Raw genomic sequence first — 14,300 nt, 5'->3', positions numbered from 1 at the left:
CGCATCGTTGCGCCGCACAAGGTTCGAATACGGCCAATCATCCTGCATTTTCCGTCACCCTGACGAAAGTCGGGATGACGGCGGGCAAAGACTTAGGCCCCCAGCCCTTCCAGCAGGCCCGGCGTCAGGACCTGCGGCAGGACGGTCGGCTCGGCGGCACCGGGCGCGTAGTAGAGGTACAGCGGCACGCCGGCGCGGTTATGCGCCTGGATGAAGCGCCCCATCACGGGGTCGCCATCGGTCCAGTCGCCGATGAGCGCGGCGACCTTGTGGTTGGCGAACGCGTCGCGCACCCCGGCGGTGTCGATCGCCGCCTTCTCGTTGACCTTGCACGTCAGGCACCAGTCGGCGGTGAAGTACACGAACACCGGGCGCTTCTCGGCGCGCAGCGAAGCGAGCCTGGCCTCGGTAAACGCCTCGTCGCCCGCGGTCGCGACCTTGGCGGACACCGGCGGCGCGCGCGCGATGAGCACCGCGCTGCCGACGAACACCGCCAGCAACAGGATCTGCGCGACGATGCCGAATGCCTTGCCCTTGCGCTGGCGCGTGCCGCCGATCCAGAGCACCACGCCGACCGCCAGCACCGCGATCAGCGCAAGCGTCAGCGTGTCCGCCCCGGTCTGCCGTCCGAGCACCCAGCCGAGCGCGATCGCGGTCAGGAACATCGGCACCGACAGGATGTGGCGGAACGTCTCCATCCAGACGCCGGGCTTGGGCAACCAGCGCCGCCACGGCGGAATGAACCCGATCGCGAGGAACGGCAGCGACAACCCGATCCCGAGCCCCCCGAACACGGCGAGCGCCGCCGGCCATGGCAGCACCAGCGCCGCACCGAGCGCCGCGCCCATGAACGGCCCGGTGCACGGCGTGGCGATGAACGCCGCGAGCGCGCCCGTCGCGAACGCACCGCTCGCACCGCTCTCGCCGGCAAAGCGCGGGGTCGGCACCTCGAACAGCCCGGCGAGATTGAACGCGATCGCCGCGCTGAGCAGAAGCAGCACGACGATCGCCGCGGGATGCTGCAGCTGGAACGCCCAGCCGACCGCCGAGCCGCCCGCACGCAGCGCCAGGATCGCGGCACCCAGCCCGAGGCAGACGAGCACGACGCCCGCGGTATAGGCCAGCGCCTCGCCGCGCGCGTCCTTCTCGCTCGCCCCGCCGCGCGCCAGGCTGAGCGCCTTGAGGCTCAGGATCGGGAAGACGCACGGCATGATGTTGAGGATCAGCCCGCCGAGCACCGCGCCCGCAAACGCGACTAGCGCGGTCAGCCAGAGGCTCTCGCCATTCGCGCTGGACGAGGCGTCGGTCCCGGCCGCGTCGCCGACCACGCCAGCCGTCGCCTTGACGCCCAACCCTTGGCCGTCGCCGATCCGCAGCACGCCTTCGATCGGGCCGCCAACCTTGGCGTTCGCCGCGACCTTCGTGCTGATCGTCAGCCGGTCGCCGTCGCGCGTGACCGCCTGCGCGGCGCCATTCTCGATCGCACCGGTCGTGACAGGAAAGAAATACGCCTTGTCGGCCTTCGCGCCCGCCGGGAACGGGATGGCGATGCGCATCGTCCCATTGCTCGCCGCATAGGTCGCGCCAGCGTCGAGCGGCTTGGGGATCGCCTGCCGCCAGCCTGCGAACGCCGCCGCCTGCGACGGCGCGCCGTCACCGATCGTCAGGTCGAGCGACAGCGCCTTTTCCTCGGGCACGCAGATCGTCGCCGAGCAGACGAGGTAGCTCGTCTTCAGCCGGATCGGGAATTTCGTGCCCGCTGCCAGCCCGGCCGGAACCTGGATCGTCACGAGCGGCGCGTAGGGCGCCTCGTAGACATAGTTCATCAGCCCCGCGATCAGCAGCGTCGTCGGCACCGGCCATTCGGGATCGCCCGCCTTCGCACCCGTTGGCAAGGTCCAGTCGAACGTCGCCGGAAAGCCCGCATCGCCGGGGTTGCGCCAATAGCCATGCCAGCCCTTTTCGGGGGTGGTGGCGAGTGCGATCGTCAGCGGTGCGCCAGCCTTCGGGTGATCGCTTTCGGCGACCAGCGTCATCATCAGGTGCTGGCTCGATCCGTTGAGCGATTCCGCGAGCGCAGGGCCGCTCGCGAGGCCGCACAGGGCCAGCAAGACCGTCATCAGGACGCAACGTAAACTGCGCATGGCCATCCTTGTTTCGTTCATCGCGCAAAGCCATAGCGGTGACCTTGTCGTATTGCACTTCAAAGCGACGCGCCGGATCGCTGGCGTCAGCTTGGTAAAGGACTGTTCGTGAAAGCACTTATCGCCGCGCTGCTGCTGACCTCGGCCGCTTCGGTCTCCGCCCAGACGGCGGCTCCTGCCCCAGCGCCTGCCCCCGCCGCGACGCCGACGACGCCGCCCAAGCTGATCGTAGCGATCTCGGTCGACCAGTTCGCCGCGGACCTGTTCCAGCAATATCGCAACCATTATACCGGCGGCTTCGCGCGGCTGCTGAACGGCGCGGTGTTCCCGAGCGGGTATCAGAGCCATGCCGCGACCGAGACGTGCCCCGGCCATTCGACGATCCTGACCGGCATGCGGCCCGCGCATACCGGGATCATCGCCAACAACTGGATCGACCAGCGCGCCGGCCGGCCCGACAAGACCGTCTATTGCTCGGAGGACGAGCGCGTCACCGGCAGCACGCACGACAGCTATACCGTGTCCGACATGCACCTGAAGGTGCCGACGCTGGGCGAGATGATGAAGGCGCGCGATCCGCGGACGCGCTCCGTGTCGGTCGCGGGCAAGGATCGCGCGGCGGTGATGATGGGCGGCCACAAGGTCGACGAGCTCTGGTGGTGGGACGGCAAGACCTATGTCTCCTATGCGGGCCGCGCAGTGCCGCCGGCGGTGCAGCGCACGCGCGATGCGGTCGCGGGATTGATCGCGCTGCCGCAAAAGGCACTGCCGCTGCCCGGCTATTGCGCAGGCGTGAACCATCCGATCGTGATCGCGGGCAAGACGTACGGCCAGGGCCGGTTCGAGCGCGAGGCGGGCGACGCCAAGGGCTTCCGCGTGTCGCCGGCGTCCGATGCGGCGGTGTTCGCGATGGCGGCGGCGCTGGTGCAGGACATGAAGCTCGGCAAGGGGCCGCAGACGGACATCATCGACATCGGCGCATCGGCGACCGATTATATCGGCCACACCTACGGCACGCAGGGGTCCGAGATGTGCATCCAGATGGCGCAGCTCGACAAGACGCTCGGCGATTTCTTCGCCGTGATGGATGAGACCGGCGTCGATTACGAGGTCGTGCTGACCGCGGATCACGGTGCGCACGATGCGACCGAGCGCCAGCAGCAGCGCGCAATGCCGATGGAGGCGCATATGGACGAGAATGTGCTGGCCAAGCAGGTCGGCACCGCGATCGCCGGGGATTTGGGTCTCAAGGGCAGCGTGCTGCTGGGGACCGAGGGCGACGTCTATATCGACGATACGCTGCCGGCGAAGACGCAGGCCAAGGTGCTGGCGGAGGCGCTGCGCCGCTACCGTGCGCTGCCACAGATCGCGGGGGCGTATTCGGCCGCCGAGATCATGGCGACGCCGATGGCCAAGACGCCGCCCGAGACCTGGACGCTGCTCGAGCGCGCGCGCGCGTCCTTCTATCCGGGGCGCTCGGGCCAGATGGTGGTGCTGCTCAAGCCGCGCGTGACGACGATCGTGTCGCCCGCGGGCGGCTATGTCGAGACGCACGGGAGCCCTTGGGATTATGATCGCCGCGTGCCGATCCTGTTCTGGCGCAAGGGTATGACCGGGTTCGAACAGCCGCTGTCGGTCGAGACGGTCGACATCGTGCCGACCTTGGCGGCGACGATCGGCTTGCCCGTTTCGGGGCTGGACGGGCGCTGCCTCGATCTCGATCCGGGTGCGGCGAGCACGTGCGCGAACTGATGCGGCGTTAATTCTCCCCCCGCCCGTCATCCTGACGAAAGTCGGGATCCAGGGTAACAGGCGCCGTCCTCTACGGCTCTGGATCCTGACTTTCGTCAGGATGACGCAGTACCTCGACGCCCCGCGCAGCCCCGCCCGCGCGTCACCGCGTCTCGAACGACCGCAACCCAGGCTCCAACCGGTTCGCCCCCAGTGCCAGCCGGTCATGGCTATAATCGGCGAGGAACGCCGGGCTGCTCGCATCCCCCGGCGACAACCGCGCGTCATTGTCCTCGACGCGCAGCCCGGTCGAGCGATACGTCTTCGCCTCTGCGGCGACGACGATCAGCCCGGTGTGGTTCTCCTTCTGCTTCCCCTGCACGAACGTGTTGCGCGCGATCAGCCCGGTGGCGCCTTCGGGCAGGTCGATCATGTAGTTGGTCTTCTTGCCCGCCGTATCGTCGAAACTATTGTCGGTGATCGTCACGGTCGGCACGCGCAGCTTGACGTAATGCCCGCCCGTCCCGCGCTCGAACCGCGAATTGGTGATCGTCACGCTGCCCTTGTTCGCCAGATAGATGGCATGCGAGCAGCTCGGCGATTCGTCGCACTGGCCGAGCCCGGAGAAGGTCGAACGATCGATCCTGATCGTCTGGCCGATCGGCTCGCCGCCCAGGATCCCTTCCTGGCTGTTGAGGAACATCGCGTTGGTGACGGTGAGGTCGCCCATCTCGGTCCGGATGCCAGCGCCGTTGCCGTCGGACACGCGGTAGCCGCGGAACACCAGGCCATCGACGACCGAGCCCTGCCCGCGCAGCACCAGCGCGGCCTTGTCCTCGCACGCGACGCCCTCGAAGATCGCGGTGCCGGGCTGGACTGCCTTGAAGGTGATGCGCCCACCCGCCTGCACCGCGCATTGCCGGTAGGTGCCGGGCGCGATCAGGATCGTCGCGGTGCCCATGCGGACCGACGACACCGCCTCCTGCAACGTCGCGAACCCCTGCCCGTTCACCGTGAACGGTGCCGACGCCTGCGCAAAGGCGGGTGCCGCGAACAGCGCGAGCGCGATTACCGATCGTTTCATGCCAACATCCTCTTCATCCGACGCCAGCGACGCCGCGCGTTCAATCGCATGGAACGCCGCCGTTCGGCGAGCCGATCCAGCGAGGCTTTGGCGGCGTGTCCCGAATTGACGCAGCTGCCAGACCGGTCGGGAAGCGGCCTATCGCCGCCCACGCATCTTGCCGCGCCGGTCGCAGCACCATATCACCGCGACCGAAACGAAGCCGGCGGGGGGAACCGATCGGTGCCGGGGGATCAGCAATGCACGCCATGACGCCGACGGAGGTCTTCCTCCTCGCGATACTCATCATCTTTACCGTGCCCTATCTGGTGTGGCGGCTCGGGCGGACCGATTACTGGGCGCCGCTGGTGGTGGTACAGATCTTCGGCGGCATCCTGCTGGGGCCGGGCGTGCTCGGCGCGGCCTATCCCGACTATTATGCGACGATCTTCACACCCGCGACGTTGGGTTCGCTGAATGGCATCGCGTGGTGGGCGGTGATGATGTTCGTCTGGGTCGCAGGGATAGAGCTCGATCTCGGCGAAGCGTGGAAGCGGCGCGGCGAGACCGGCGTGACCGCGGGCCTCGCGCTCGCGGTACCGCTCCTGACCGGCAGCATCGCCGCGGGGCTGATGCTGCGCTATCCTGGCTGGCGCGGGCCTGACGGTGCGACATGGCAGGTGGTGCTCGGCATCGGCATGGCCTGCGCGGTAACGGCGCTGCCGATCCTCGTGCTGTTCCTCGAAAAGCTCGAGATCCTGCGCGAACCGATCGGCCAGCGGATCCTGCGCTATGCGAGCCTCGACGACATCGCGATCTGGGGCGTGCTCGCGCTGATCCTGCTCGACTGGGAGCGGGTCGGCCGACAGGGCGGGTTCCTCGTCGGGTTCGCGATCGCGACGCTGCTGGTGCGCAAGCTCATGGCGAAGATCGAGGAGCGTGACCGTTGGTATGTCAGCCTGATCTGGCTTGCGGGCTGCGGATTCGCCGCGGACTGGGCGGGACTGCACTTCATGGTCGGCGCGTTCCTGTCGGGCGCGGTGCTCGATGCGAAATGGTTCACGACCGCGCGGATGGACCAGTTCCGTCACTTCGTGCTGCTCGCGGTGATGCCGGTCTTCTTCTTGTCGACCGGCCTGAAGACGCAGTGGGCGGTCGGCGGAATCGCGGTGTTCGGCGCGGCGGCGCTGCTGCTGCTCGCCTCGGTCGGCGGCAAGCTTGCGGGGGTTCATGCCGCCGGGCGCATCCTGAAGTGGCGGCCGGGCGAGGCGTCGGCGATCGGCTGGCTGCTCCAGACCAAGGCGCTCATCATGATCATCTTCGTCAACATCCTGCTCGACAAGAAGATCATCACCAACGAGACGTTCACCGCGCTGCTGCTGATGGCGCTGGCGAGCACGATGCTGACCGTGCCGATGGTCGCGCCGAAGCTGAAGAAGCTGGCGGGGCTGGTGCGGAAGAGCGCGTAACCCCGGTCCGTCATCCTGACGAAAGTCAGGACCCAGAGCCAAGAAGGACGGCGTCCGTAACCCTGGATCCTGACTTTCGTCAGGATGACGGGCTTGGCGTTACGCGCCCGCGTTGAGCAGGTCGTGGCGTTTCAGGGCGTGGCGAAGCTGGTCGTAGCTCAAGCCCAGCGCGTCCGCAGTAGCGCGCTGGTTGAACCGATGCTCCGCCAGCGCCCGCGCGAGCAGATCGCGTTCGAACCGCGATACGCGCGACTTGAAGTCCGACGGCCCCTCCTCGCAGGCCACCACCGGATCTTCGCCGTCATCCGGTTCGGCCGGTCGCGGCGCCACCACCGCCGCCGGCTTCGCCGCAGCCGCCGCCCCGGGCCGGTGCGGCGACTGGAACGGATCGATCTCGATCGCGTCGATCGGGCCCGCCTGCTCCCAGCGATACACCGCGCGCTCGACGACGTTGCGCAATTCGCGGACGTTGCCCGGCCAGCGATACGCGACCAGCGCATCCATCGCCGCAGGGCCGAACCCCTCCCAGCGCTCGCGCCCAAGCTCGGACGCCATCCGCCGCCCGAAATGCTCGGCGAGCACCACGACGTCGCCCGCCCGCGCCCTGAGCGGCGGCAACGTCACCACCTCGAACGACAGCCGGTCGAGCAGATCGGCGCGGAACTCGTGCCGGTCCACCTTGTCGGGCAGGTGCTCGTTGGTCGCGGCGACGATCCGCACGTCGACGCGTATCGGCCGCGACGATCCGATCCGCGTGATCTCGCCATATTCGACCGCGCGCAGCAGCCGGTCCTGCGCCGCCATCGACAGCGTGCCGAGTTCGTCGAGGAACAGCGTGCCGCCATCCGCCTCCTCGAACCGCCCCGTCCGTGCCTTGGTCGCGCCGGTGAACGCGCCCGCCTCGTGCCCGAACAATTCCGCCTCGATCAGCGTCTCGGGCAGCGCCGCGCAATTCATGATGACCAGCGGCTGATCCCACCTCGGCGACAGCCGGTGGAGACGCTCGGCGACCAGTTCCTTGCCGGTGCCGCGCTCGCCGATCACCAGCACCGGCCGGTCGAGCGCGGCGGCGCGGGACGCGCGTTCGAGCGCCGCCATGAACGTGCCGGACTCGCCGATGACCTGTGTGGTTCGCTCCATGGCGAAGATGTGGCGCGAATTCCCAACTCTTGGCAAGCTCCCGGCGGAACGCGCGGCGGCACTTTCGCGCAAAGCCTTGCAATTGCATCGTTTTCAAAACTGGCACGCAAGATGCAATGCTTCGGGCAACCCGCCAAACCGCGGAAACGACCATCCTTAAAGGGGACCAACCATGATCAAGACCGACATCGCCCGCACCGTCGCCGCCGTCCTCTGCACCATCGTCTTCAGCACCACCTGCGTGCTCGGCGCAGTCGGCCCGGCCACGGCAACCACCGCAGCGCCTGTCGCGGTACACACCGCGATTGTGGCATAATATCCCGACGGACTCGCAAGAGCGTCGGGCCGACCCCTGGAGTAGGAATTACATGGGCATCTTTTCCCGCACCCGCGACATCGTCGCCGCCAACTTCGCCGATCTCATCGAGAAGGCCGAGGACCCGTCGAAGATGATCCGCATGATCATCCTCGAAATGGAGGAGACGCTGGTCGAGGTTCGCGCCTCAGCCGCGCGTACCATCGCCGACCAGAAGGAGATGCGCCGCCATATCTCGAAGCTCGAACAGCTCCAGGACAACTGGACCGAAAAGGCCGAGCTGGCGCTCAGCAAAGACCGCGAGGACCTCGCCAAGGCCGCGCTGGTCGAGCGCCAGAAGGCGTTCGACATGGCCGAGCAACTGAAGGCCGAGGTCGGCGTGCTCGACGATGCGCTGCGCGCGTCCGAAGAGGACATCGCCAAGCTGCAGACCAAGCTGCGCGAGGCGCGCACCAAGCAGAACGCGGTGCAGACCCGGCTCGAGAGCGCGAACAACCGCACCCGGCTGCGCGAGATGTACAACGGCCCGAAGACGCACGAGGCGTTCAGCCGCTTCGACATCCTCGACCGCCGCGTCGACGAGGCCGAGGGCCGCGCGGACGCGATGGGGCTCGGGGTCGTCAAGACGCTCGAAGAGGAAATCGCCGAACTGCGCAGCAACGACAAGGTCGACGCCCAGCTCGCCGCGCTCAAGGCGCGCATGAAGAAGGACGATTGAGATGGATTTCGAAGGACTCGTCGCCATCCTTGGCGCGCTTGTCGGACTGCCCTGGCTGATCCTGCACTACATCACCAAGTGGAAGCAGGCCCCGCGGATCACGGTGGAAGACGAGAAGCTACTCGATGAGATGCAGATGCTCGCCCGCCGTCTCGAAGACCGGGTGATGACCGTCGAGCGGATCATCGCCGCGGACAATCCCGACTGGAAGCCGGGCCTCGGCACGACGCAATCGCCCTATCTGTCGGACCGTCAGTCCGAACGCCCCATTGATCGCACCCTGGATCGGAGGAACTGAAATGTCTGGTAGCCGCACCCAGTTTTATCTCGATAAGCAGAATGCCAAGTGGAAGGGCGTTTGCGCCGGGATCGCCGATTATACGGGGATCGACGTACTCTTCGTTCGGGTCGCCGTGGTCGTGCTCACGCTTGCCGGAGGCTTTCCCTGGACGCTGATCGCCTATTGGATGGTCGCCTGGATGGGAAATGCCAAGCCGATCGGCCTGTACGAGACGCCCGACGACGCGAAGTTCTGGCAGGGCGTCCGCTCGAACCCGAAGCGGTCGACCGCCGAGGTCCGCAGCAAGTTCCGCGACATCGACCGCCGCCTCGCCGACATCGAGACGCACTACACCAGCCGCTCAAGCAACAGCCTCGCGGCAGAGATCGACAGCCTGCGCTGAGACGCACCCCCGGAACAGGGGTTCAAGGAGAAGTGAGATGGGATGGGGTGGACCTGGATTCGTGCTCGCGATCATCGCGATCTCGACGATCGGATGGGTGATCAACACATGGATCCGCGCGAAGCATGGCTATGCGCTGGAGGACGAATGGAGCGGCAAGACCCACCCGGGCGATCCCGACGGGAACCGCAAGGTCGCTCTGCTCGCGAGCGAAAATGAGCGCCTGACCGGTCAGGTCTCGCGGCTCGAGGAACGGATCGCGGTCCTCGAACGCATCGCCACCGATCCCGCCGAGCGTACCGCCCGCGAGATCGAAGCGCTCCGCAATCGCTGAGGAACATCGGTCATGGATGGATTCACGGTTTTCATGCTCGCCATTGTCTGTGTCGGCGTGCCAGTCACGCTCGGTATCGGCAGCGGGATGTTCAAGGGCTGGTTGCGGCACAAGGAAACGATGGCCACCGCGCTGAATGCGCAGACCGCGGAAAAGGCGGCGCAGTATGCTGCTCACACGGAACGTCTCGAACAGCGCGTCCGCGTTCTCGAACGGATCGTCACCGACCGCGGGATCGAACTGTCGGACGAGATCGAACTGCTCCGCGACGATCGCCCGCTCAACGGAACCAAGACGACACAGGAGATGAGATCATGAATGGTGGACAGGTGATGGTCGTGATGATCGTCCTGATCGTGATGGTCACCAGCCTCTTCAAGGCGCGTCACAAAAGCGTCCGGCGCGGCGAGGGCGTCTCGCTGGTGAACGATCCCGAGGCGGCGCGGCTTCGCGACGAAGTGAAGCAGATGAAGGAGCGTATCCAGGTGCTGGAGCGCGTGATCACCGACAACCACAAGAGCGTCGATCTCGACCGAGAGATCGAGCGGCTTCGCGACCGCTAAGAGGAGGCGGACATGATCGAACCCAACGTCTATATCACGCTTGCACTGGCGAGCCTTGCGGGCCTCGCGATGATCGTCGGCGCCGGATTGGCCGGATGGCGCGGCTGGTTGTCGCTGCGGCGGCTGGAGCTGGACCACGCGCAGGATGGGCGCATGCCCGTCGCGGTGTCGACCGGATCGCGGATCGAGATCGCGGACTTGAAGGAGCGCATCAAGAAGCTCGAGGCGATCGCCGCCGGGGTCGATCTCTGAGGCCCCTCCCCCGCCTTTGCGGGGGAACATCTTGTTGAAGCGCCACCGTCGACCCGCTACCGATCCGCGCCATGGCCACTCTCACCGACATCCGCGAGGAATATGACTTCCTCGAACCCGACGATCGCTATCGCCTGCTAATCGATCTGGGGCGCGAGCTCGAACCGATGCCCGATGCGCTCAAGACCGATGCGACGTTGGTGCGCGGATGTTCGGCGTCGGTGTGGGTGTATCCGACCACGACCGACGACGGCCGACTGCATTTCCTCGCGGACTCGAATGCCGCGATCACCAAGGGGATCATCGCGCTGGTGCTGCTGACGGTCCAGGATCAGGCGCCAGGCGCGATCGTCGCGACCGACATCAAGGCGGAACTCGAACCCTTCGATCTGAGCAAGCAGCTGAGCTCGAACCGCACGCAAGGCATCCCGAACATGATCGCGCTCATCCGTGAAACCGCAGAGCGCTACGCGGCTTAACGCGAAAACCGCGCCCTCACCCTTCCCACGCGGCAAGCGTCGCGCGGGCCCCTTCCCTCTCCCCATCGGGGAGAGGGAGAGACGCCGAAGGCGGCGAGGGTGAGGGCACGCTAGCGTTCGGTAAGGGTCGCGACAACCTCGCTCGCATCCGCGCCTGCCGGAACGAGCAGCCACCGATTGGGTCGCGCACCGTCGACCATCACCACGGCGTTCTTCGGGCAAACCCCAAGGCACTTCACCTCGACCACGCCGCGCTCCGCTTTCCGGCCCTTCTTCAGCCCAAGCACCGCGCGCAGCATCTTGGCGAGTGGCGTGCGCCCCTTCTCGCCGAACCCGCCGCCGAGCTTCTTCGAGCATTTGCCGCAGACCAGCACGCTTCCCTGCCACCGGCTGGCAAGCACGCGGATCATGCCGGCTTCCACGTCCGCGCGTCTTCGGCCGCACGCAGCACTTCATACGCTGCCTGTACGCCCTGGAACCGCGACGCCGCGTCCTTGTCGCCGGGCCGCACATCGGGGTGGTTCGCCTTGGCCATCCGCCGCCACGCTGCGCGTACATCCTCGAACGTCGCATCCGGCTCGAGTTGCAACACCTCCAGCGCGCGCATCTCGTCGCGCGAGCGGCTGCCGTCGCCCGAACCCGCCCAGGCATAATGCTTCGGATCGGCATAGCCGTCGGCGGTCCGCGTCTCCGCGGCTTCGCGCTCGGCGGCTTCCTCCGCGCTCAAGCCTTCGAAGTAATTCCAGCCGCGATTATACTCGCCCGCATGGTTCATGCAGAAATACCAGCGGTCCGGGCTGTTGGGCGATTTCGGCGCGGGGCAGTTGCCGGGCTCGTTGCAACCATGCCGATCGCACAGCCGGACCGTCACCGCCTCCGTGCTTGCGCCATAAGCGCGCCAGCGTGGAAAACCCCAGTCGGAAGATCGTGTCGTGCTTCTCGCCATAGCGGCCCGAGATAGGCGTCCGCACGGACAACGCAACCGCATGCCGTCATAGCGGCCCAAACTCCCGCGCTATGGACAATATTTCGCGCCGCAACATTCCACCTTGAGTCAGTCACCGTTCATCGATTAGTGAACATGAACTATTTGTCATGTGGCATGGATAGATGCGTCCGGGTCGGACGTATTCCCAGCCGACACCTCAGCGACAGGAGCCCTGGTGCCGACTTTAATCCCCAAGCTTACCACATGGCGCGCGGATCTTCCCGCCTCCATCGTCGTCGCGCTGGTCGCGCTTCCCCTCTGTCTCGGCGTCGCACTCGCGTCTGGCGCACCGCTGTTCGCCGGCATTATCTCGGGGATCGTCGGGGGTATCGCCGTCGGGCTGTTCTCGAAATCGCCGCTGTCGGTCAGCGGCCCCGCCGCCGGCCTGACGGTGATCGTGCTGACCGCGATCGAGAGCATGCCGAGCTACCAGATGTTCCTGATGGCGGTCGTGCTCGCCGGCGTGCTGCAGATCTGCTTCTCGCTGACACGCGCGGGCATTCTCAGCGAATTCGTACCGTCCTCGGTCATCACCGGGATGCTCGCGGCGATCGGCCTGATCCTGATCCTCAAGCAGATCCCGCACGCAGTCGGCTTCGATCGCGAAGCCGAGGGCATCTTCGAATTCAGCACGGCAAACGGCATCAACACCTTTTCGCGGATCCTCGAAAGCCTCAGCGCCGCGGTGACCCCGGGCGCGATCCTGATCGCGTCGGTCAGTCTCGCCTTCCTGTTCTGGTGGGACGGCGCCAAGCCGAAGAACGGCCCGCTGCGCTTCGTCCCCGGCCCGCTGGTGGTCGTGCTGATCGGGATCTTCGGCAACATGCTGCTCGGTGCGGTAAAGCCCGAATGGCACCTCAAGGCGACGCATCTGGTCCAGGTGCCGGTCACGCAGACTCTGTCGCAATTTCCATCGCTGTTCACCTTTCCCGATTTCTCCGGAATCACGATGGGCGTGGTCTGGAGCAGCGCGGTCACGCTCGCGATCGTCGCCAGCCTCGAATCGCTGCTGAGCGTCAAGGCGGTCGACGAGATCGATCCGCGCCGCCGCTCGACCGACAAGAACTGGGAATTGATGGCGCAGGGCGGCGGCAACATCCTGTCCGGGCTGATCGGTGGCCTCCCCGTCACCTCGGTGATCGTGCGCTCGTCCGCCAATGTCGACGCCAAGGCCGAGAGCAAGCTGTCGACGATGCTGCACGGCTTCTGGCTGCTGGTCAGCGTCGCGCTGATCCCGGCGGTGCTCAACCTGATCCCGCTGTCCGCGCTCGCCGCGGTGCTGATCGCGACCGGCTACAAGCTCACCAAGCCCAAGCTGTTCACCGAACGCTACAAGCAGGGCTGGACTCAGTTCATCCCGTTCGTCGTCACGGTCGGCGCGATCCTGTTCACCGATCTGCTTGAGGGTATCGTGATCGGCCTTGCGGTCGGCTTCGTGTTCGTCGTGGCGCGCAACTTCCGCACTGCGATCACCTTCGCCTGCGACGACGAAGACTGCCTCGTCCGCGCGCGCCGCAACCTGTATTTCATCCATAAATACGAGCTGCAGAAATCGCTCGACCGGGTGCCCGACAACGCGAACCTGCTGATCGATCTGTCGTCGACTAGCTATGTCGATCTCGACAACATCGACATCATCAACGCCTTCATCAAGGGCGCCAAGTATCGCGGCATCACCGTGTTGATCCGCGGTGACCTGGCACTGCGCACGGTGAAACTGATCAACGCCCCCCAGACCGAGGTCCGTTTCGCATGAGGCAGTACAAACAGCTCCTGCTCGCCAACAAGGCGTGGTCGGCCGAGATCATCGAGGAGAGCCCCGACTTCTTCCAGCGCCAGCTCGTCGGCCAGAACCCCGAGTTCCTGTGGATCGGCTGTTCGGACAGCCGAGTCAGCCCGGAACAGATGACGATGACGCCGCCGGGCAACATGTTCATCCACCGCAACATCGCCAACCTGGTCAAGGACGACGACACGAACCTGATGTCGGTGCTGCAATATGCCGTTGACGTGCTCGGCGTGCGGCACATCATCATCTGCGGCCATTACGCGTGCGGCGGAATCCGCGCGACGCTCGACGGCGGCACGACCGGCCCGGTCGACGACTGGTTGTCGACCGCGCGCTGCGTGATGCACGACCATGCCGACGAGATCGACGCACAGCCCGACCGCGAGCAGAAGGTCAACCGGCTGGTCGAGGTCAACGTCCGCGACCAGCTCGTCCGGCTCGCGCGCACCGCGACGATCCAGGGTGCGTTCGCGCGTGGCCAGCAGGTGCTGCTGCACGGCTGGGTCTACGACATCCGCGACGGGCTGATCAAACCGATGATGGAGATCGACGCGAGCACGGTCCTCGAAGACGTGGGCCGACCGGACAAGGTGCTGGTGTAAGTGTTTGGCCCCTGCTTCCCGCCAGACGC

At 66.3% G+C, this 14,300-nt stretch carries 18 protein-coding genes; 13 read left to right on the top strand and 5 right to left on the bottom strand.

Annotated features, from left to right (window positions below):
- Positions 1-92: 92 nt before the first annotated feature.
- Positions 93-2,144 (bottom strand): protein-disulfide reductase DsbD domain-containing protein, encoded by a 2,052-nt coding sequence (locus EV283_RS09745; RefSeq protein ID WP_207223073.1) that lies wholly within the window; start codon positions 2,142-2,144, stop codon positions 93-95.
- 108 nt (positions 2,145-2,252) lie between these two features.
- Between EV283_RS09745 and EV283_RS09740 the strand changes: the two genes are divergently transcribed.
- Complete coding sequence (locus EV283_RS09740; RefSeq protein ID WP_130324782.1) at positions 2,253-3,896, top strand: alkaline phosphatase family protein; 1,644 nt, start codon at positions 2,253-2,255, stop codon at positions 3,894-3,896.
- Positions 3,897-4,038: 142 nt separating this feature from the next.
- Here the strand turns inward: EV283_RS09740 and EV283_RS09735 are convergent, their stop codons facing one another.
- Complete coding sequence (locus EV283_RS09735; RefSeq protein WP_130324780.1) at positions 4,039-4,959, bottom strand: right-handed parallel beta-helix repeat-containing protein; 921 nt, start codon at positions 4,957-4,959, stop codon at positions 4,039-4,041.
- A gap of 239 nt (positions 4,960-5,198) precedes the next feature.
- Here EV283_RS09735 and EV283_RS09730 point away from each other — a divergent pair, with 239 nt between their 5' ends.
- A complete protein-coding gene (locus tag EV283_RS09730; protein WP_130324778.1) occupies positions 5,199-6,407 on the top strand; it encodes a cation:proton antiporter in 1,209 nt (402 codons plus the stop codon).
- A gap of 99 nt (positions 6,408-6,506) precedes the next feature.
- On the opposite strand, the gene pspF is transcribed toward EV283_RS09730, so the two are convergent.
- The gene (pspF, locus tag EV283_RS09725; protein WP_130324776.1) at positions 6,507-7,547 is read right to left on the bottom strand and encodes a phage shock protein operon transcriptional activator; all 1,041 of its coding nucleotides are present in this window, start codon (positions 7,545-7,547) and stop codon (positions 6,507-6,509) included.
- A 172-nt stretch (positions 7,548-7,719) separates the two neighbouring features.
- Here pspF and EV283_RS19130 point away from each other — a divergent pair, with 172 nt between their 5' ends.
- From EV283_RS19130 to EV283_RS09685, 9 genes are all read left to right on the top strand, one after another.
- Positions 7,720-7,863: a hypothetical protein gene (locus EV283_RS19130; protein ID WP_165391738.1), complete on the top strand. Its 144-nt coding sequence runs from the start codon at positions 7,720-7,722 to the stop codon at positions 7,861-7,863.
- A gap of 52 nt (positions 7,864-7,915) precedes the next feature.
- Entirely contained in the window at positions 7,916-8,581 is a 666-nt protein-coding gene (pspA, locus tag EV283_RS09720; RefSeq protein WP_055878009.1) for a phage shock protein PspA, read from the top strand.
- Between the two features lies 1 nt (position 8,582).
- Positions 8,583-8,879, top strand: a complete 297-nt coding sequence (pspB, locus tag EV283_RS09715; RefSeq protein ID WP_056417988.1) for an envelope stress response membrane protein PspB — start codon at positions 8,583-8,585, stop codon at positions 8,877-8,879.
- Between the two features lies 1 nt (position 8,880).
- On the top strand, positions 8,881-9,264 hold the full coding sequence (pspC, locus tag EV283_RS09710; protein WP_130324774.1) for an envelope stress response membrane protein PspC: 384 nt from the start codon (positions 8,881-8,883) through the stop codon (positions 9,262-9,264).
- Positions 9,265-9,301: 37 nt separating this feature from the next.
- Positions 9,302-9,598, top strand: a complete 297-nt coding sequence (locus EV283_RS09705; protein ID WP_130324772.1) for a hypothetical protein — start codon at positions 9,302-9,304, stop codon at positions 9,596-9,598.
- Positions 9,599-9,610: 12 nt separating this feature from the next.
- Entirely contained in the window at positions 9,611-9,916 is a 306-nt protein-coding gene (locus tag EV283_RS09700; protein WP_130324770.1) for a hypothetical protein, read from the top strand.
- Positions 9,913-10,161: a hypothetical protein gene (locus EV283_RS09695; protein ID WP_130324768.1), complete on the top strand. Its 249-nt coding sequence runs from the start codon at positions 9,913-9,915 to the stop codon at positions 10,159-10,161. The genes EV283_RS09700 and EV283_RS09695 overlap by 4 nt, the downstream gene beginning before the upstream one ends.
- Positions 10,162-10,173: 12 nt before the next feature.
- Positions 10,174-10,413 carry a hypothetical protein gene (locus tag EV283_RS09690; RefSeq protein WP_130324766.1) on the top strand — a complete coding sequence of 80 codons (240 nt, stop codon included), beginning with the start codon at positions 10,174-10,176 and terminating at the stop codon, positions 10,411-10,413.
- A gap of 71 nt (positions 10,414-10,484) precedes the next feature.
- Positions 10,485-10,892: a SufE family protein gene (locus EV283_RS09685; RefSeq protein WP_056417969.1), complete on the top strand. Its 408-nt coding sequence runs from the start codon at positions 10,485-10,487 to the stop codon at positions 10,890-10,892.
- A 110-nt stretch (positions 10,893-11,002) separates the two neighbouring features.
- Here EV283_RS09685 and EV283_RS09680 read toward each other — a convergent pair whose 3' ends face one another.
- Positions 11,003-11,302, bottom strand: coding sequence for a (2Fe-2S) ferredoxin domain-containing protein (locus EV283_RS09680; protein WP_130324764.1), 300 nt, complete (start codon positions 11,300-11,302; stop codon positions 11,003-11,005).
- Positions 11,299-11,838, bottom strand: a complete 540-nt coding sequence (locus EV283_RS09675; RefSeq protein WP_130324762.1) for a J domain-containing protein — start codon at positions 11,836-11,838, stop codon at positions 11,299-11,301. Before EV283_RS09675 ends, EV283_RS09680 begins: the two co-directional genes overlap by 4 nt.
- Positions 11,839-12,055: 217 nt before the next feature.
- On the opposite strand from EV283_RS09675, the gene EV283_RS09670 reads away from it, so the two are divergent.
- Together EV283_RS09670 and EV283_RS09665 are read left to right on the top strand one after the other, a co-directional pair.
- Complete coding sequence (locus EV283_RS09670) at positions 12,056-13,636, top strand: SulP family inorganic anion transporter (protein WP_130324760.1); 1,581 nt, start codon at positions 12,056-12,058, stop codon at positions 13,634-13,636.
- Positions 13,633-14,271, top strand: a complete 639-nt coding sequence (locus EV283_RS09665) for a carbonic anhydrase (RefSeq protein WP_130324758.1) — start codon at positions 13,633-13,635, stop codon at positions 14,269-14,271. Before EV283_RS09670 ends, EV283_RS09665 begins: the two co-directional genes overlap by 4 nt.
- Positions 14,272-14,300: the final 29 nt, after the last annotated feature.

Origin of the sequence: Sphingomonas sp. BK036, from assembly GCF_004216825.1 — a bacterium.
In the GTDB taxonomy this organism is placed as follows: domain Bacteria; phylum Pseudomonadota; class Alphaproteobacteria; order Sphingomonadales; family Sphingomonadaceae; genus Sphingomonas.
Note: the sequence above shows the minus strand (reverse complement) of the source record. Positions and strands in the feature narration are given on the sequence as shown.

Bases quoted from the DNA above. Each gene is read 5' to 3' on its own strand.
- EV283_RS19130 (WP_165391738.1), top strand. From the start codon at position 7,720: ATGATCAAGACCGACATCGCCCGCACCGTCGCCGCCGTCCTCTGCACC.
- EV283_RS09680 (WP_130324764.1), bottom strand. From the start codon at position 11,302: ATGATCCGCGTGCTTGCCAGCCGGTGGCAGGGAAGCGTGCTGGTCTGC.
- EV283_RS09675 (WP_130324762.1), bottom strand. From the start codon at position 11,838: ATGGCGAGAAGCACGACACGATCTTCCGACTGGGGTTTTCCACGCTGG.
- EV283_RS09685 (WP_056417969.1), top strand. From the start codon at position 10,485: ATGGCCACTCTCACCGACATCCGCGAGGAATATGACTTCCTCGAACCC.
- EV283_RS09735 (WP_130324780.1), bottom strand. From the start codon at position 4,959: ATGAAACGATCGGTAATCGCGCTCGCGCTGTTCGCGGCACCCGCCTTT.
- pspA (WP_055878009.1), top strand. From the start codon at position 7,916: ATGGGCATCTTTTCCCGCACCCGCGACATCGTCGCCGCCAACTTCGCC.
- pspB (WP_056417988.1), top strand. From the start codon at position 8,583: ATGGATTTCGAAGGACTCGTCGCCATCCTTGGCGCGCTTGTCGGACTG.
- EV283_RS09730 (WP_130324778.1), top strand. From the start codon at position 5,199: ATGCACGCCATGACGCCGACGGAGGTCTTCCTCCTCGCGATACTCATC.
- EV283_RS09690 (WP_130324766.1), top strand. From the start codon at position 10,174: ATGATCGAACCCAACGTCTATATCACGCTTGCACTGGCGAGCCTTGCG.
- EV283_RS09700 (WP_130324770.1), top strand. From the start codon at position 9,611: ATGGATGGATTCACGGTTTTCATGCTCGCCATTGTCTGTGTCGGCGTG.
- EV283_RS09745 (WP_207223073.1), bottom strand. From the start codon at position 2,144: ATGCGCAGTTTACGTTGCGTCCTGATGACGGTCTTGCTGGCCCTGTGC.
- pspF (WP_130324776.1), bottom strand. From the start codon at position 7,547: ATGGAGCGAACCACACAGGTCATCGGCGAGTCCGGCACGTTCATGGCG.
- EV283_RS09705 (WP_130324772.1), top strand. From the start codon at position 9,302: ATGGGATGGGGTGGACCTGGATTCGTGCTCGCGATCATCGCGATCTCG.
- pspC (WP_130324774.1), top strand. From the start codon at position 8,881: ATGTCTGGTAGCCGCACCCAGTTTTATCTCGATAAGCAGAATGCCAAG.
- EV283_RS09695 (WP_130324768.1), top strand. From the start codon at position 9,913: ATGAATGGTGGACAGGTGATGGTCGTGATGATCGTCCTGATCGTGATG.
- EV283_RS09665 (WP_130324758.1), top strand. From the start codon at position 13,633: ATGAGGCAGTACAAACAGCTCCTGCTCGCCAACAAGGCGTGGTCGGCC.